12 protein-coding genes are annotated in these 15,878 nt (G+C 36.2%); all 12 read left to right on the top strand.

Translation table 11 applies throughout. The annotated features are described in order from the left end of the window. Positions 1 to 4: 4 nt before the first annotated feature. The 12 genes from HMPREF0631_RS10460 to HMPREF0631_RS05520 all read left to right on the top strand — a co-directional run bounded on the left by HMPREF0631_RS10460 (position 5) and on the right by HMPREF0631_RS05520 (position 15,852). Positions 5 to 235 carry a DNA methyltransferase gene (locus HMPREF0631_RS10460; protein WP_080547796.1) on the top strand — a complete coding sequence of 77 codons (231 nt, stop codon included), beginning with the start codon at positions 5 to 7 and terminating at the stop codon, positions 233 to 235. Between the two features lie 368 nt (positions 236 to 603). Further along, a complete protein-coding gene (locus tag HMPREF0631_RS10015; protein ID WP_004167097.1) occupies positions 604 to 1,557 on the top strand; it encodes a hypothetical protein in 954 nt (317 codons plus the stop codon). A 4-nt stretch (positions 1,558 to 1,561) separates the two neighbouring features. Continuing rightward, positions 1,562 to 2,575 carry an Eco57I restriction-modification methylase domain-containing protein gene (locus HMPREF0631_RS10010; RefSeq protein WP_004167143.1) on the top strand — a complete coding sequence of 338 codons (1,014 nt, stop codon included), beginning with the start codon at positions 1,562 to 1,564 and terminating at the stop codon, positions 2,573 to 2,575. Between the two features lies 1 nt (position 2,576). Further along, positions 2,577 to 5,927: a DEAD/DEAH box helicase family protein gene (locus HMPREF0631_RS05560; protein ID WP_004167138.1), complete on the top strand. Its 3,351-nt coding sequence runs from the start codon at positions 2,577 to 2,579 to the stop codon at positions 5,925 to 5,927. Beyond that, on the top strand, positions 5,927 to 6,112 hold the full coding sequence (locus HMPREF0631_RS05555) for a hypothetical protein (protein ID WP_004167132.1): 186 nt from the start codon (positions 5,927 to 5,929) through the stop codon (positions 6,110 to 6,112). Before HMPREF0631_RS05560 ends, HMPREF0631_RS05555 begins: the two co-directional genes overlap by 1 nt. 177 nt (positions 6,113 to 6,289) lie before the next feature. Further along, positions 6,290 to 6,541 carry an ORF6N domain-containing protein gene (locus HMPREF0631_RS05550; protein ID WP_330360458.1) on the top strand — a complete coding sequence of 84 codons (252 nt, stop codon included), beginning with the start codon at positions 6,290 to 6,292 and terminating at the stop codon, positions 6,539 to 6,541. An 86-nt stretch (positions 6,542 to 6,627) separates the two neighbouring features. Beyond that, positions 6,628 to 7,560, top strand: coding sequence for a tetratricopeptide repeat protein (locus HMPREF0631_RS05545; RefSeq protein ID WP_004167087.1), 933 nt, complete (start codon positions 6,628 to 6,630; stop codon positions 7,558 to 7,560). 79 nt (positions 7,561 to 7,639) lie between these two features. Further along, complete coding sequence (locus HMPREF0631_RS05540) at positions 7,640 to 7,930, top strand: hypothetical protein (protein ID WP_004167107.1); 291 nt, start codon at positions 7,640 to 7,642, stop codon at positions 7,928 to 7,930. Between the two features lie 194 nt (positions 7,931 to 8,124). Next, positions 8,125 to 8,871 carry a nucleotidyltransferase domain-containing protein gene (locus tag HMPREF0631_RS05535; RefSeq protein WP_004167135.1) on the top strand — a complete coding sequence of 249 codons (747 nt, stop codon included), beginning with the start codon at positions 8,125 to 8,127 and terminating at the stop codon, positions 8,869 to 8,871. A 157-nt stretch (positions 8,872 to 9,028) separates the two neighbouring features. Beyond that, on the top strand, positions 9,029 to 9,730 hold the full coding sequence (locus HMPREF0631_RS05530; protein ID WP_004167140.1) for an ABC transporter ATP-binding protein: 702 nt from the start codon (positions 9,029 to 9,031) through the stop codon (positions 9,728 to 9,730). A 10-nt stretch (positions 9,731 to 9,740) separates the two neighbouring features. Continuing rightward, positions 9,741 to 12,827, top strand: a complete 3,087-nt coding sequence (locus HMPREF0631_RS05525) for an ABC transporter permease (protein WP_004167119.1) — start codon at positions 9,741 to 9,743, stop codon at positions 12,825 to 12,827. Positions 12,828 to 12,930: 103 nt separating this feature from the next. Next, on the top strand, positions 12,931 to 15,852 hold the full coding sequence (locus HMPREF0631_RS05520) for a sigma 54-interacting transcriptional regulator (RefSeq protein WP_004167090.1): 2,922 nt from the start codon (positions 12,931 to 12,933) through the stop codon (positions 15,850 to 15,852). Positions 15,853 to 15,878 lie beyond the last annotated feature (26 nt).

The following is a 15,878-nucleotide window of genomic DNA, read 5'->3' as shown; positions in this document are numbered from 1 at the left end:
TTGTATCAAAGACAGTAAGAAACTAGACCCACCATATAACATAGGAAAAGAATTTGTTTATAATGATGATTTAATAGCATCATTTGATAGTTATAAGTATTCAAAATGGCTTTCATTCATGCATTCTCGTTTGAACATAGCAAGAACTTTATTGAACAATAGAGGAGTAATATTTCTAAGCATTGATGATAGTAAAAATGCAATAGTTTTAGACTTCTTTTGGGGGTTCGTGTAATAATAATGATAGAGGCAAATAGTTATGTAAATACAAAGAGTTCAAGACTTCTACCAAAGTTTAAAACTCAAAAAATAAATAGTTGGTGTGCTACTTAGAGTGGTGCTGTTGCAAAAGTCCTAGTAAAGAAAAAAGATGATGGCTTAAATTATGAACACGAAACTAAATTCGGAATAAGGTATAAGAACCTTTTTTGATACAAAAAAGGTTAACACAGAAAGTTAGGATAAAGTTGAAAACCTTTTTATTTTTTAAAATGAAACGTGTAGACGATACATTATTAATGATGTATAATAAGCATAGTAATATTTACGATAAATACAAGAAAGGGTTGTGACTTATGAACACAACGACTTGGAGAGATATGAATGGATAAACTGATTGATATTAACGCGTATCCCGTAAAGGATACCTTGAAGATCCTTCTTCAAGATAAATCAACTAAAAAGAACATTATCTGGGCTACAGACATTTATAGCGAATATGGTCCAGGATTCAACGATAAGAACCAAATTAAGCTGTCATTGTTTAATTGGACGGATGCGTTTAAGCTGCGCCCTCGTATTAGCAAGACTCTTGAAGAACAGCAGGAACGTACCCGTAAAAAGGCTGAAGTTATGACTCCTGTATGGATTTGTAACAAAATGAACAATTACGCTGATGAGCAGTGGTTTGGACGTAAAGATGTCTTTAATCATGAGAACGACGACAATACATGGACTGTCAATGAAGAAAAGATAGTTTTCGATGGAAAACGCACATGGAAGAAATACGTGGATTCACGCAGGCTTGAGATTACGTGCGGAGAAGCGCCATACCTAGTATCACGTTATGATACGACAACAGGTGAGTTAATTGTACCGCCAATCAATAGAATCGGATTTTTAGACCGCAAACTACGCGTCGTAAACGAAAATACGTCCACAGAAGAAGAATGGCTGAAATGGGCTATTAGAGCAATACAGAGTTGCTACGGCTACGAATACCAAGGGGACAATCTCTTGATTGCCCGTATAAATGTGCTTCTGTCGTTCTACGAATATTTTACTGAGCGATGGGATCATGAACCAGAAATGAAGATGTTGACACGTATTGCAAACATTATCAGTTGGAATATATGGCAAATGGATGGGCTAAAAGATACAGTTCCACTAGGGAAACCATACGAAGAAAATCAACAAATGACAATGTTTGATTTTCTTGAATATGAAGAAAACAATACACAACCAACAGAGACAACAGATGAAGCAGTTCCATGTAAAATTTATAATTGGCGCTCAAATAGATCAATGTTGTTTATGGACTGTAAGAAAAGAGGTTAAAAGTATGAGTAAAAAATTATTTGATTTTGCAATTGGAAATCCACCTTACCAAGAAGATAGAAAAGGCGAGAGTAATACAGCATTGCCGGTATATCATTTTTTTATGGAGGCTGCTTATGAAGTTAGTGACATTGTTGAATTAATAACGCCAGCCAGATTTTTATTCAATGCGGGTCGAACTCCTAAAGCATGGAATCAAAAGATGCTTTCCGACGAACATTTCAAAGTGATTAAATATGAGGAGGACGCATCAAAGATATTTTCTAATACCGATATTAAAGGTGGTGTTGCGATTTCGTATCGTGATGATTCAAAAGTTTTTGGTGCTATCAGAACTTTTACAACAAGCACTGAGTTGAATGGGATTTTAAAGAAAATAGTTGTAAAACTTAATGAGGGTAAAACAATAGCAAACATAGCTTTTGTTGCTTCGAAATTTAACACGGAAAACTTGTTTACAGATTATGAAAAGTATCGAGGACACGAAAGACGAATGTCAAGTAATGTATTGGGATTTGATTGTTTTCACACGGATAAAAATGAAAACGACGTTTTAATATATGGGAATATGGATGGAAAACGTACTCAGATGTACATTGATAAACGATATGTAGATATGCAGGATTTAAACATTGATTTATTTAAAATCATAACTCCTAAAGCCGACGGGAGTGGCAAATTTGGAGACACCTTAACTAATCCTGTAATTACGGAACCTAATTCTGGTTTTACGCATACATTTTTGGGAATTGGCGGATTTAAAACAAAATACGAAGCCGAATCATGTTTAAAGTATATTAAAACAAAATTTTCAAGAACTCTATTGGGAATTTTAAAAATAACACAAGATTTAAACGCTGACAAATGGAAATATGTTCCTATACAGGACTTTACATCTAAGTCTGATATCGACTGGTCAAAGTCAATTCACGAGATTGACTTGCAGCTTTATAGAAAATATGGGTTAAGTGCTGAAGAAGTTGCATTTATCGAAACTAATGTAAAGGAGATGGAGTAATATGGCACCTAAAATTACTATTCAAACAAGCAAAAAAGTTGTGCCAATTATTTATTGCTACACAACTCCTGAAATTGCCCGCCATAATGGTTGGGTAAAAATTGGTTATTCAGAACAAGACGCTGAAAAACGTATCGGCCAACAAACACATACAGCTGATGTTGAATATCATATCGAATGGTCAAAGAACGCAACATTTGATGATGGATCTGGTGAACTTTTTAGGGATTCTGATTTTCACTCATATCTTGTAAAATGCGGTATTAAACGTCAGAAAGGTACTGAATGGTTTCAAATTAGTCCTACTGAAGCTAAGTCAAAACTTGATGAATTCCGTGAGAATAGAGGTATCAAGAAGACTGATAGTGTTATCCCATACAGACTTCGTAATGAGCAAAATGAAGCTGTTGAGCGAGCGCAAGATTATTTTACAATTCACGAGCGTGGAGAATTCCTTTATAATGCCAAACCTCGTTTTGGAAAGACATTAACGGTATATGATCTTGCCAAAAGAATGGGGCTTGAAAAAGTTCTTATTGTTACTAATCGTCCTGCAATCGCAAACAGCTGGTATGAAGATTACTGCAAGTTCCTTGGTTTTGAATCCGGATTTTTATTTGTTAGTGAAGTAGATGCATTAAAAACACAACCACATGTGTTATCAAGAAGACAATACATAGACGAGATAATTAAAGGGGATGTTGGAGAACGTTGTATTGAATTTGTTTCTCTACAAGATTTAAAAGGTTCCGTATACTTCGGAGGACACTTGAATAAACTTGAAGAAGTAGCCCATATGGAATGGGATATGCTAGTTATTGATGAAGCACATGAAGGTGTTGATACATATAAAACAGATATTGCATTTGATAGAATTAAGAGAAAACACACTCTTCATCTTTCTGGTACACCATTTAAGGCACTTGCAAATGACAAGTTCCCGACAAATGCTATTTATAATTGGACTTATGCTGATGAACAGAAGGCCAAGTCAAACTGGAAGTCAGTAGATGGGGATCCAAACCCTTATGAGAACTTGCCTAAACTTAATATGTATACATATCAGATGAGTGAAATTATTCGTAATGAACTTAGCCAAGGTGTAGAAGTAAATGGCGAAACAGAAGAGTATGCATTTGATTTAAACGAGTTCTTCGCTACGAATGAACGTGGTTTTTTTGTTCATAATTCGTCTGTAGATAGATTCTTAGATGCTATGACAATGCAGACTAAGTTCCCGTTCTCTACGCCAGAACTTAGAAATGAACTTAAACACACATTGTGGCTTCTTAATCGTGTAGATAGTGCAAAGGCACTGGCAAAGAAACTTGAAAGACATCCTGTATTTAAGGATTATAAAGTTGTTCTTGCTGCCGGTGATGGCCGTCTTGATGAAAGTGAAGAAGCACAAAAATCTTTTGATAAGGTAAAAAGTGCTATTGAAACCTATGAAAAGACGATTACTCTTTCTGTAGGTCAGTTAACTACTGGCGTAACTATTCCAGAATGGACTGCAGTAATGATGCTTTCTAGCATCAAGAGTCCAGGATTATATATGCAGGCAGCATTTAGAGCACAAAATCCATGCTTGTTCTCAAATGGTAGCGAGTTCTTCCGTAAGAAAGATGCCTATGTATTTGATTTTGATCCAGCAAGAACTTTGATTATTTTCGAAGCGTTTGCTAATGACTTATCTTCTGATACATCAGGTGGTAAAGGAGATACCGGTACGCGTGAAGACCATGTAAGAGAACTATTAAACTTCTTCCCTGTAATTGGTGAGGATGAAGAAGGCGAAATGATTGAATTGGATGCTGCAAAAGTGTTGTCTATTCCAAGAAAAATCAAATCTAAAGAAGTTGTTCGAAGAGGATTTATGAGTAATTTCTTATTCCAGAATGTTAGTAATGTATTCCGTGCTCCGCAGGCTGTTATTGATATGATTCAGCAAATGGATTCAGCAAAAGATCCAGGCCCACTTGCAGGGGTTACTCCTTCTACGGGTAAGGAATTGGATATCAATGAAGATGGTGAAGTTGAATTATCAGATGAAATGGTCATTGGAGAGGCTGCAGAGATTTTTGGAGAAAAGATTTTTGATAATGTTGACGTACAAGATACTTTAACAGATATCATTGATACCGCAGCGGAGCAATCTAAAAAAGATGCAGATATTGAAGCACAAAAACAGCTTGAACAGCTTAAAAAAGCTTTCAAAGAGCAAGTTACTAAGCCGATTATTTATACAGCATCGCAGAAGTATGGCGAAGATATGTCTTCTCGTACGGCTAAGAAGATTGAGAACAAAATCAATGCTGTTGCTAAATCGACATTAGAATATGGATTTGGAAACTATCAGGTAGAAAGAAACTCAATTGAAGCAGATAGACAAAACGAGATTGCCGCCGCAACATCTGAAGAAGAAGTGTTAAAAATCAATCACACCTTCGATGAGAAGCAAAAAGAGGCTTCACAGGAATTTAAAGACCGCATGTCTGAAACTATTGACACTATGGTAAAAGATGCAGGAGAAACCGTTGTACGCGACGTAGAGACCGAGAAAAAGGAAAAGACTAAGCGTACTATTGAAGACTCCATCAAAGACCACTTGCGTGGCTTCTCTCGTACGATTCCATCTTTCTTAATGGCTTATGGTGATGATAATACAACATTGGAAACATTTGACCTTATTATTCCAGAACAAGTGTTTATTGATGTTACAAGTATCACTCTTGAACAGTTTAGATTCCTTCGTGATGGCGGTGATTACCAGAATGAGGAAACTGGAGCTACAGAGCACTTTGATGGGCATCTGTTTGATCCAATTGTATTTAATGACTCTGTGAAAGAATTCCTTGGTCTTAAGGTTAAACTTGCGGATTACTTTGACTCAGCTAATGAAGAAGACATCTTTGACTATATTCCACCACAAAAGACCAACCAAATCTTTACACCTAAGCCTATAGTAAAAGATATGGTTGACCGTCTTGAAGGTGAAAATCCTGGCTGTTTTGATGACCCAGATAAGACATTCGTTGATCTTTATATGAAATCTGGTATGTACATCACCGAAATTGTAAAACGTTTATATCAAAGTGAACGTATGAAAGCTCTATATCCAGACGTAAAAGAGCGTTTGAACCATATCTTCGCTGAACAGGTATATGGCCTTGCTCCAACAGAGATTATTTATAGAATCTGTTTGGCGTACATCATGGGATTCAGTGACGAAATTACGATTGAGAAACATAATATAAAGCTTTGTGATACGCTAGAACACGCTAAAAACGGTACTCTTGAAGACAAGTTAGAGGAGTTATTCCCAGAACTTGCAAACAAGGAGGGATGCTAGTGCCAAGACAGAAAAAAGACGCTAAGATTTTAAATATTAAGTTGGCAACAGCAATCAATGAAAAACTTGAACGTTTCTGTGAAGAATCAGGGCAATCTAAAACGGTTGCTGTGGAGCGCTTTCTAGATAGGTGTCTTGATGAGTATTTCGAAAAAACAAAAAAATTCGAAAACCAAATTAAATAGTATACTAAGTGGAACTGGTTCTGGCGTGAAAACCAAGCCGTTCCGCTTTTTAAATAAAAGAGGTGTAAAATGGACCATACAATATAATCTTCCAACTTCATGCTTAAAGGGACAATAATTAAGATACAGTTCGTATTATAAGTAATGTATCAAGAAAGGCAGTAATTTTTCTCAGTTATAGGAAAGCATGTTATGCTAGATAGTGATCTTGCAGAATTATATAAGGTTACGACAGGGCGTTTGAATGAACAAGTAAAAAGAAATCTAAATAGGTTTCCATCTCAGTTTATGTTTCAGTTAACAGATGATGAATATAAGTCTTTGATATCGCAAAATGCTATATCAAGAATAAAATGCACGCTAGCAAACTGGACTGGACTTGCATTTAAAATATCAAGATCCCATTTAGATAGTTGTAGAGATTGGTAGGGCTCAAAGGCAATTCCTAAAGCAATTAAAGAGATTAGAGAAAATTGTATAAAACATAATGAAATAGTTGACGGGAGGAGGTCGCTATGAAAAAATTATTCGATTATGATTTCGGACAAGACAAAGATTTAGACTATCCCTTTATGGATAGAGAAATAGCTTATAGGGTAATCAGAAACAGACTCTACAAGTTTGACTACTATGTTGAATACGAAAAAATAATAAATAATGCTATGGACACAGAAATAGAAGAAATAAATATGGCTCCTATAGAATTAGCGGACCAGTTGTTTGAAGCAACCACTACAAAGAAGATGCCAATGGCGATTTTTCTATTTGTGGAAAAATGCTTTAAAGATTTTTACTACCAGGCTCACGACACGAGTTATTCATATAAAATTGCTAGATTATACTATGATGAAATATATGGAAATGTAGACTACAAAAAAGCATTCAGGTATTTTAAAAAGGCGGACAAGGATAATATTGGACATGCTATATTAAAGTTGGGCGAATGTTATCTATTGGGTAGGGGCACTGAAAAGAACTACAGAAAAGCTTACCAATGTTTTGCAGCATATACAATACTTGTTCCATCACCAGAAGCAACGATGTATTTGGGTGATATGTATAGGCACGGATATTATGTAGATAAGGACATTGCACTTTCTAATGAGTTTTATATTAAGGCTGAGAAGATAGTTAAAGAGGAGTTTAGTACGGGACACAGGCACTATTTAGGTGACTTATTTTATAGGCTAGGCAATGCATATTATAAAATGGCAGAAAGTGAACCAGATATGTATCTAAGAGCTTATGATTATTACAACTCTGCACTTTTAGAATACAACAAGAATAAAATCCATTGTGTTAGAGGGGCTGATGATGGGATTAATCGTGTTGTCAAGGCTCGTAGGAAAATAATAAAGAAGTTGAACGAATTTTATAAGTACAAAAATGCCAACGAGAATGATGACAAGCCATTTTTCAACTTAGATATTTTGGGGGAAGAGTTTTAATAAAATATAAATTATATACGATTAGCTATATTTACGGATCAGATCAAAGGTGTTTATAACATAGTAGAGGAAATAATAAATGGATTACAATTATAAAATAATACATATTAATACAAAAGACCGCTGGATATTTATATACGATGATGATACATCCATGTGTGATGATGAAGATGGTTTTGTAGAATTAGTAAAAAGAATTCAAGAATATACAAATGGAAAAATAGAGTCCGTTGGCTATATACGATACAGGATTATTGGAGATAGGTATAATCTCATCTATCAGTGGGATACTTTATTTGGTATAGTAGTAATCTATTCTTCAAAGGAAAACGTTGAGCACATCAAAAAGTATTTAGAACATTTCTTTTAATAGGATCAAATATTATCTAAAAGTCCAGAGATGCATAAGATATACTCTAGGAGTGTTCTTAGCAAACTCTATTTTATCAGATAACTATGAATCATTTTTGTTGCACTTAGATTATATATTCAAGGAATATGACTTTTTGATTTTATGGTCAATAAAATTAGAAAAAATAAATTAGAATAAAAGGTAAGGAAACTATGATAGAATTAATACAGAATAAAATAAAAGAGATAGAACAAGAAGAGAATGTAGAAGTAATACTTGCAGTAGAATCAGGTAGCAGGGCTTGGGGTTTTGAATCAGTAGATAGTGATTATGATGTCAGATTTATTTATATTAGGAAAAAAGAAGACTATCTAAAGTTGAATCCACCTAGAGATGTAATAGAATGGCAGCTTGATGAGGTACTTGACATTAATGGGTGGGACTTGAGTAAGACCTTAAAATTATTATATAAATCAAATCCTACAGTGTTTGAGTGGTTATCTTCACCTGTTATTTATAAAAAAACTAAAAAAGCGGAGAGATTAAAAGAGCTAAGCTTTGATTATTTAGATCCTAAAAAATTGATTTACCACTATTTACACATGGCTACATCGAATTATAGGGAATATCTAAAGAAAGATAGCGTAAGAATAAAAAAGTATTTCTATGTTCTAAGACCATTACTTGCTGCTAATTGGATAATAGAAAAGAAAACACAGCCACCGATGATGTTTATTGAACTAGTTGAAGAAATGTTACCAGAATCACTGGTTCCTATAGTAGATCATTTACTTAAGTTAAAATCATCTTTGCCAGAAATGGGTGAGGCAAAAAGAATTGATGAACTTAATGAGTATATAGTAGAGCAAATAGATAGGATTAAAGAAGAAGTTAACATGATGGAAAATAGTGTGAATTACTGGGAACCATTGAATAATTTATTTATAGAAATGATATGAAAGAAATGGATGTAAATAACGACAAGGAATTTATTTTTTGTCGTTATTTGTGGTATGATAAATATAGGTAAATCAATTGCTACAGATAAGGCAATTATTAGGTGTAAATAAATTCAAAATATGATACTATTTAAAATATAAATCTAAGGAGGTAGACATGGCCTATATTGAGATGAAGCACTGCTACAAACGCTATTGCTCAGGTCAATCCCAGATCATAGCCAATAACGATATAAATTTTGAGATTGAAAAAGGGGAGCTAGTGGTGATACTAGGGGCATCCGGTGCCGGTAAATCCACTGTCCTAAACATACTAGGTGGCATGGATACCTGTGATGAGGGCCAGGTCATAATCGATGGGGTTGATATAGCCAAGTTCAACGACAGGGACCTGACTCTGTACCGTAGAAATGACGTAGGATTTGTATTTCAATTCTATAATCTAGTACCTAACTTGACGGCAAAGGAGAATGTTGAACTAGCTTCTGATATTGTAAAAGATGCCCAGGATTCTGAAGAGGCTCTCTTGGCAGTGGGTCTAGGAGAACGTTTGGACAATTTTCCGTCTCAGCTATCTGGTGGCGAGCAGCAGAGGGTTGCAATTGCTCGTGCAGTAGCCAAAAACCCAAAGATTCTCCTATGTGATGAACCTACTGGAGCCCTTGACTACCAAACTGGTAAGCAGGTTCTCAAGATACTCCAGAATATGTCCAAAAACCAAGGGGCAACTGTGGTCATTGTTACCCACAATGTAGCATTAGCACCGATTGCTGATAGGGTTATAAGGATGCATGACTCAAGAGTTAGGTCAATAGACTTAAATCCAAATCCACAGAGCATAGATAGTTTAGAGTACTAGGAGGCATGATATGAAAAAGACTTTAAATAAATCCATAGTCAAGGCCTTTATCCAGTGCAAGGGGCGATTTATTTCTATTATGCTCTTGATGATGTTGGGTTCTATGACCTTGATAGGTCTCAAGGTGACAGGTCCTGATATTGATAGGGGGTCTGATGCATATTTTGAAAGGCAAAGACTCCTAGACCTGGCTGTTATCGGCGATTATGGTCTTGACAAAGACGATACAAGGGAGTTGAAGGGTCTGGTCAAGAATGGAGATCTAGAGTTTGGATATTTTACAGATGCTACTATAGCTAGGTCTGGAAGCTCTATACGTGCATTTTCAAAGCCTAAATTTATCTCCAAATTTGACCTATTATCTGGTAGGTTTCCTGACAAAAGAGGTGAGATTGCCCTGGGCTCAACTTATATGGATAAATATAAATTGGGAGATAAGATAGAACTAGTTGAAAAAGACCAAGACAAGTCTCAACTTAGGGATAGCAAGTATACTATAAGTGGATTTGTAAATTCTAGTGAAATTATATCCAAGTCTGCTATGGGAAATTCATCTGTGGGTTCGGGGTCTTTAGATGGATATTGCTTAATTACAGAGGACAACTTTAAAGCGGATACATATACGATAGCTAGATTCAGGTTTGATGATCTAAGAAAAATCAGCTCATCCAGTGAGGACTATTTTAAGAGACTAGACTACCATAAAGAGAGATTAGAAAAGGCCTTGGCAGATAATCCAAGGGCTAGGCTTGATACTATAAGGTCCAAGGTAGAGGACGATATCAATAAGGGCAAGTCCAAGATAAGGGATGCTGAAGATAAATTAAAGCAAGGTGAGACAAGCTTAAACAAGGCTCAAAATACTATAAACCAAAAGAAGGCTGAACTTAAAAGTGCTAGTTACAGGTTAGAAATTAGCCGTAAGACATTAAAGGATGCCAAGTTATCCCTAGACAGGTCAATAGCTAGCCTGGATTCTCAGAAAGACCAAGTAGAACAAGCACGTAACAAATTAGTATCAGTCAAGGCCCAGTTGGATGCCACGAAGAAAGACCTCGACCATAAGTCTGAGAGTCTAGGACCTGATGGGGACAAGAGTCAGCTCCAACCGGCCTATGAAAAGTATATGACTGGTCTAAAGGAATATGAATCTGGCATGGCAAGGGTAGCTGAATATGACAGGGCAAGGTCCGTCATATCTTCCAAAGAGGGAGAATACAGAAGGGGTATGGCCCAATACCAGGCTGGTAAGTCTAAAATTGACAAGGGTTGGTATGAAATAGGCAAGGCACAAAAGGAATTGGACAGTAAAAGACAAGATTATATAGTAGAGAAAGAAAAAGCGATTAAAGAAATTAAAGACGCCAAGTCTGACCTTAGCCATGCACAGGATTTGGTCAATGGTTTGAGCCTTCCTAAATATACAGTATATACTAGGAGGACCCTACCAGGAGGGGACGGAATCAAGACAGTCCAATCTACATCTATGGGTATTAACAAGGTCTCTGATGTATTCCCACTTGTCTTATATTTAGTTGCTGCCCTAGTGACCATTACTACTATGACTAGGTTTGTAAATGAAGAGCGCAATAATGCAGGAATTTTAAAGGCCCTGGGCTATACTGATAGGGATGTTATCAAGAAGTTTGCCATATATGGTCTATTTGCCGGTGGAAGTGGAAGTCTGCTAGGTTCTATATTGGGAATGTACGGCATACCATATATTTTGTCTACATCTCTTCTAGCAGATACTACAATGCCAAGTATTGGTCTCTATTGGGACTGGAGAATAGTTGCCCTTGCATTTATCTGTTCTATGATGTGTAGCGTCGTTCCAGCAGTCTACATAGCCCACAAGGAGCTAAAGGAAACCACATCACAGCTACTCCTACCAAAGCCACCAAGCAAGGGTTCTAAGATATTTTTGGAGCGTCTAACTTTTGTTTGGTCAAGACTGAGCTTTAACCACAAGGTCACAGCCCGTAATATTTTCCGCTACAAGCAAAGGATGCTGATGACTATATTCGGTGTGGCTGGTTCTGTAGCCCTATTATTTGCTGGACTGGGTATAGCATCATCTATAAACGGAGTCAAGGACAGGCAGTTTAAGGATATAATCAGGTATGATGCCCTTGTATCTAAGGAAGATAGGGTAACTAAGGATGAGCAAGTTGCTATAGACAAGCTACTCAGGTCTAAAGATATCAGTGGATACCTTCCTATATATGCAGAGACAATCAGTCAGAAGGTAGAAGGAAAATCTGATCCTCAAGATATAAATTTGATGGTTAGTCCTAGAGATGACTTCTCGGAATATATTGTCCTTAAAGACCGTAAGAACTCTACTAAGCTAGACCTAGGTCAAGATGGTATTGTAGTGTCTGAAAAATTGGCTGAGATCCTCAAGTTAAAAGTAGGGGATAGCTTTAAATTGAATAGTAAAGACAAGGACTATAATCTCAAGGTTAGAGGAATCTGTGAAATGTATGCAGGCCACTTTGTATTTATGGATTCAAAATGCTACTCAAGGGTCTATGGCAAGCTTGTTCAACCAAATAGCTACCTAGTATCAATGAAGGACAGGTCGCCTAAAAATATCAAGGAAGTAACTTCAAGATTTATGAACTTGAAGGGAGTAAGGGGAGTAGGGCAAAATACCAACGTCATTTCTCAAGTCGATATTATTACGGGCTCGCTGACACAAGTCATGCTTGTACTTACTGTCATGTCATTGTCTCTGGCTCTTGTAATCCTATACAATCTCACAAATATCAATCTTGACGAAAGAATACGTGAACTATCTACGGTCAAGGTCTTAGGATTTTTGAATAAGGAAGTGACCATGTATATATACAGGGAGACTATAATATTATCTCTTATAGGTATTGGATTTGGTATATTTATGGGAGGCATACTTCATAAGATTATCCTCAATTCAGCACCACCAGACAATATAATGTTTAATCCAAGTATAGGTCTATTTGTATATACTGCTCCTTGTATAGCAGTAGTTGGGATTTTGTTGGTACTGGGATTTTTTGTGAACCATATACTAAAGAAACTGGATATGCTAGAGGCATTAAAGTCCGTTGACTAGGGTTCTTAGCCTATAAGTAAAGTTGAAGATATAATATATATGTAGAATAGATAATAAATATATATGCAGAATAATTTATAGCAAGACAAGAGGGGGAGTAATTATGGAAGATCAATTACTGAGTATTATAAAAAATGAAGATAAGAAAAATCCTCTAACTGACCAAGAGATAGCACAAAAGCTAGGCATTTCTAGGAGTAAGGTTACGAGCCTTAGAACTAGATCTAATATAGCATCTTCTAATAATAGGAGAAAGGCCCTGATTATAGGTGTTATGGAAAAGATAATGCTGGCAAAGGCTGATTATACGGATAGGTATATAACGGATATTCTTCTAGATGATGGTTTTGTGATATCAAGGTCTCAGGTAAGAGGTCTTATGAAGGAGATAGAGGCAAAAAATAAGGATGGCATAGACTATAGTCAGGCTAGCGATTACGCCAACAAGATCAAGGTTGTAAAAGACAAGCTTGACGAAAAGGATGGATTTGAAGGGCTAATAGGTGCAGATGGAAGTCTTAAGGAAAAGATATCATCACTCAAGTCTGCCATGATGTATCCTCCAAATGGACTCAACACAATTATACACGGACCGACAGGAGTTGGTAAGAGCGATATGGCTGAGTGTATGTACAGATTTTCTGTAATTAATGGCTTCAAGAAAAAGGGAAGTCCATTTATAGTTTTTAACTGTGCTGACTATGCAGAAAATCCCAACTTGCTTATAGCTCACTTGTTCGGTGTTCAAAAGGGGGCCTACACAGGTGCTGACTCTTCCAAGGAGGGTATCGTAGAGAGGGCTGACGGTGGTATTTTATTTTTAGATGAGGTCCATAGGCTACCATCAACAGGTCAGGAAATCCTATTTTCCTTGATTGACAGGGGCGTATATAGGAGACTTGGCGAGACAACAGCTGAGAGAAAGGCCAAGGTCCTGATAATTTGTGCCACAACTGGAGACCCAAATTCTGACCTTCTCAATACATTTAAGAGAAGGATTCCCATGATAATAGAGCTTCCAAGTCTTGATTCGAGACCAAAAAAAGAAAGGTACAAACTCATACTCAAGTTCTTTGAAATAGAGGCAAAGAGGGTGAATAAAAACTTTGTTATAGCCAAGAATGTCATAAACAAGCTGATGAATTACAAGTGTAGTGGGAATATAGGTCAGCTAAAAAGTGATATACAGGTTACCTGTGCTAGGGCATTCTCTAAGATTGAAATCGGGGAAGATTTTGTATTTGTCGGGGAAGATTCATTGAGGTCTTATGTTAGAAAGTCTTCTGACAAGGAGGTATTCTCTTGGATAGAGGATGTATTTATAGATATAAGTGACTTCAAGTCAACATCTACAGGTATGCATAAAAATGCAATATCAGAAATCCACCAATATGCCGAAAAAGAGCTTAAGATCCTGGGTCACAGCCACCATAGTGAAGAGGAGATAAAAAATATATTCCTTGGAAAGTTAGACAAGAAGTTTGATGAGTTGATCCTAGACAGGTCTGCAGCAGTTAGAGAAGAGCTAAAGTCATATATAAACGGTGAGATGTCTGAGAAGGTATTTGAGATAATGCAGAAGGTCATAGAGATGTTAAAGACCCAGTATGAGCATATAAACTCATCCTTGTATCCAGCACTTGCTATACATATTCAACATACTCTAGAAAGGATAAAAAATGGAAAGAAAATAGTAAATCCAAGTCTTTCTAAGATATCTTCATCTATGCCGGAAGAATACGAGTTGGCTAGGTACATTGCGAGTATATCAGAAAATATATCCAAGTTATCTATTCCCGAAGATGAGTTGGGATACCTTGCCTACTATATCAATAAGTTCTGCATAAAGGATGACAAGGTCAAGGAAAATGTAAAGGTACTGATAGTAACCCACGGCAAAGTTGGTATAGAAATGGCCAATGTAGTCAACAACCTTATGGGTGTAGAATGCACTATAGGTCTTGAAATACCACTAGAATCCTCTTCATCAGAGGGAATTGAGAAATGTATATCTCAGATAAGCTCTATAAATGCACCTAATGGACTTATAATTTTAATAGACATGGGTTCTCTAGTCATAATTGGAAATGAAGTTGAAAAAAGATTTAAGATAAAGACCAAGACTATATCTAGGGTAGATACCTTGTTAGCCATGGAAATAGGGAAGATGGCGGCTATAGAATCTAAAAAGTTTGAAGATATATCTGACTACTGCGATAAGATAAACAAAAATCCAAGTGATGAAAATAAGGACCAATATATTGAAAAAGAAGAACGAGAAAAGGTTGTAATATCCCTTTGTTTGAGTGGACATGGAAATGCCAAAAATCTAAAGCAGTTACTAGACAGTAGTATATCGACGAGAGGTTTGGATATAAATGTTATACCTGTAGGATTTTTGGATGAAATCGGTGTTGAAAACAGGCTTGAAGAAATAGAAAAGACTAAGAAAATTGTATGTATAGTAGGAACGATTGGTATAAATTACAAGAATATACCATATATAAATTACAGAAAAGTTCTTTCTGGGTATGGTATAGAAGAAGTTGTAAACTTGTGCTGTCAAGAAGACGACGATCTTAAACTATCAGAAACAAGTGAGGGTAGATTAAGTGATATAATCCTTGAAGAATTTATCTATGAAAATTTTGAAGGTATATCCAAAGAATACGTGATAGACAGCATGGTTGCAAGGTTACAGGAGAAAGGCTATGTAGACTCGAGATTTATACTTAGTGTATACAAGAGAGAGTCCATGGGTACCCTTGTCTTTAAGTCAAAGGTAGCAATACCTCATGGATTACCTGAAAATGTAAAAAAACCAGTAATATCCATAGCCAAGCTTAGCAAGCCGATAGTATGGGACAATGAGTTCATGGTTGACTGTGTTGCCCTTATAGCTATCAAGGAGAACAACCAGGCTGAGATGAAGAAGTTGTTCAAGATACTTGGAGATGATAACAAGATAGAACAGATAAGTAAGGCTACTAGTAAAAAAGAGATAATGGACATATTTGTAGACTAGGTCTATAACAGAAAAAACCACAATAA

Origin of the sequence: Peptostreptococcus anaerobius 653-L, from assembly GCF_000178095.1 — a bacterium.
Taxonomy (GTDB): domain Bacteria; phylum Bacillota; class Clostridia; order Peptostreptococcales; family Peptostreptococcaceae; genus Peptostreptococcus; species Peptostreptococcus anaerobius.
This window is presented reverse-complemented; position numbering and strand designations above follow the sequence as displayed.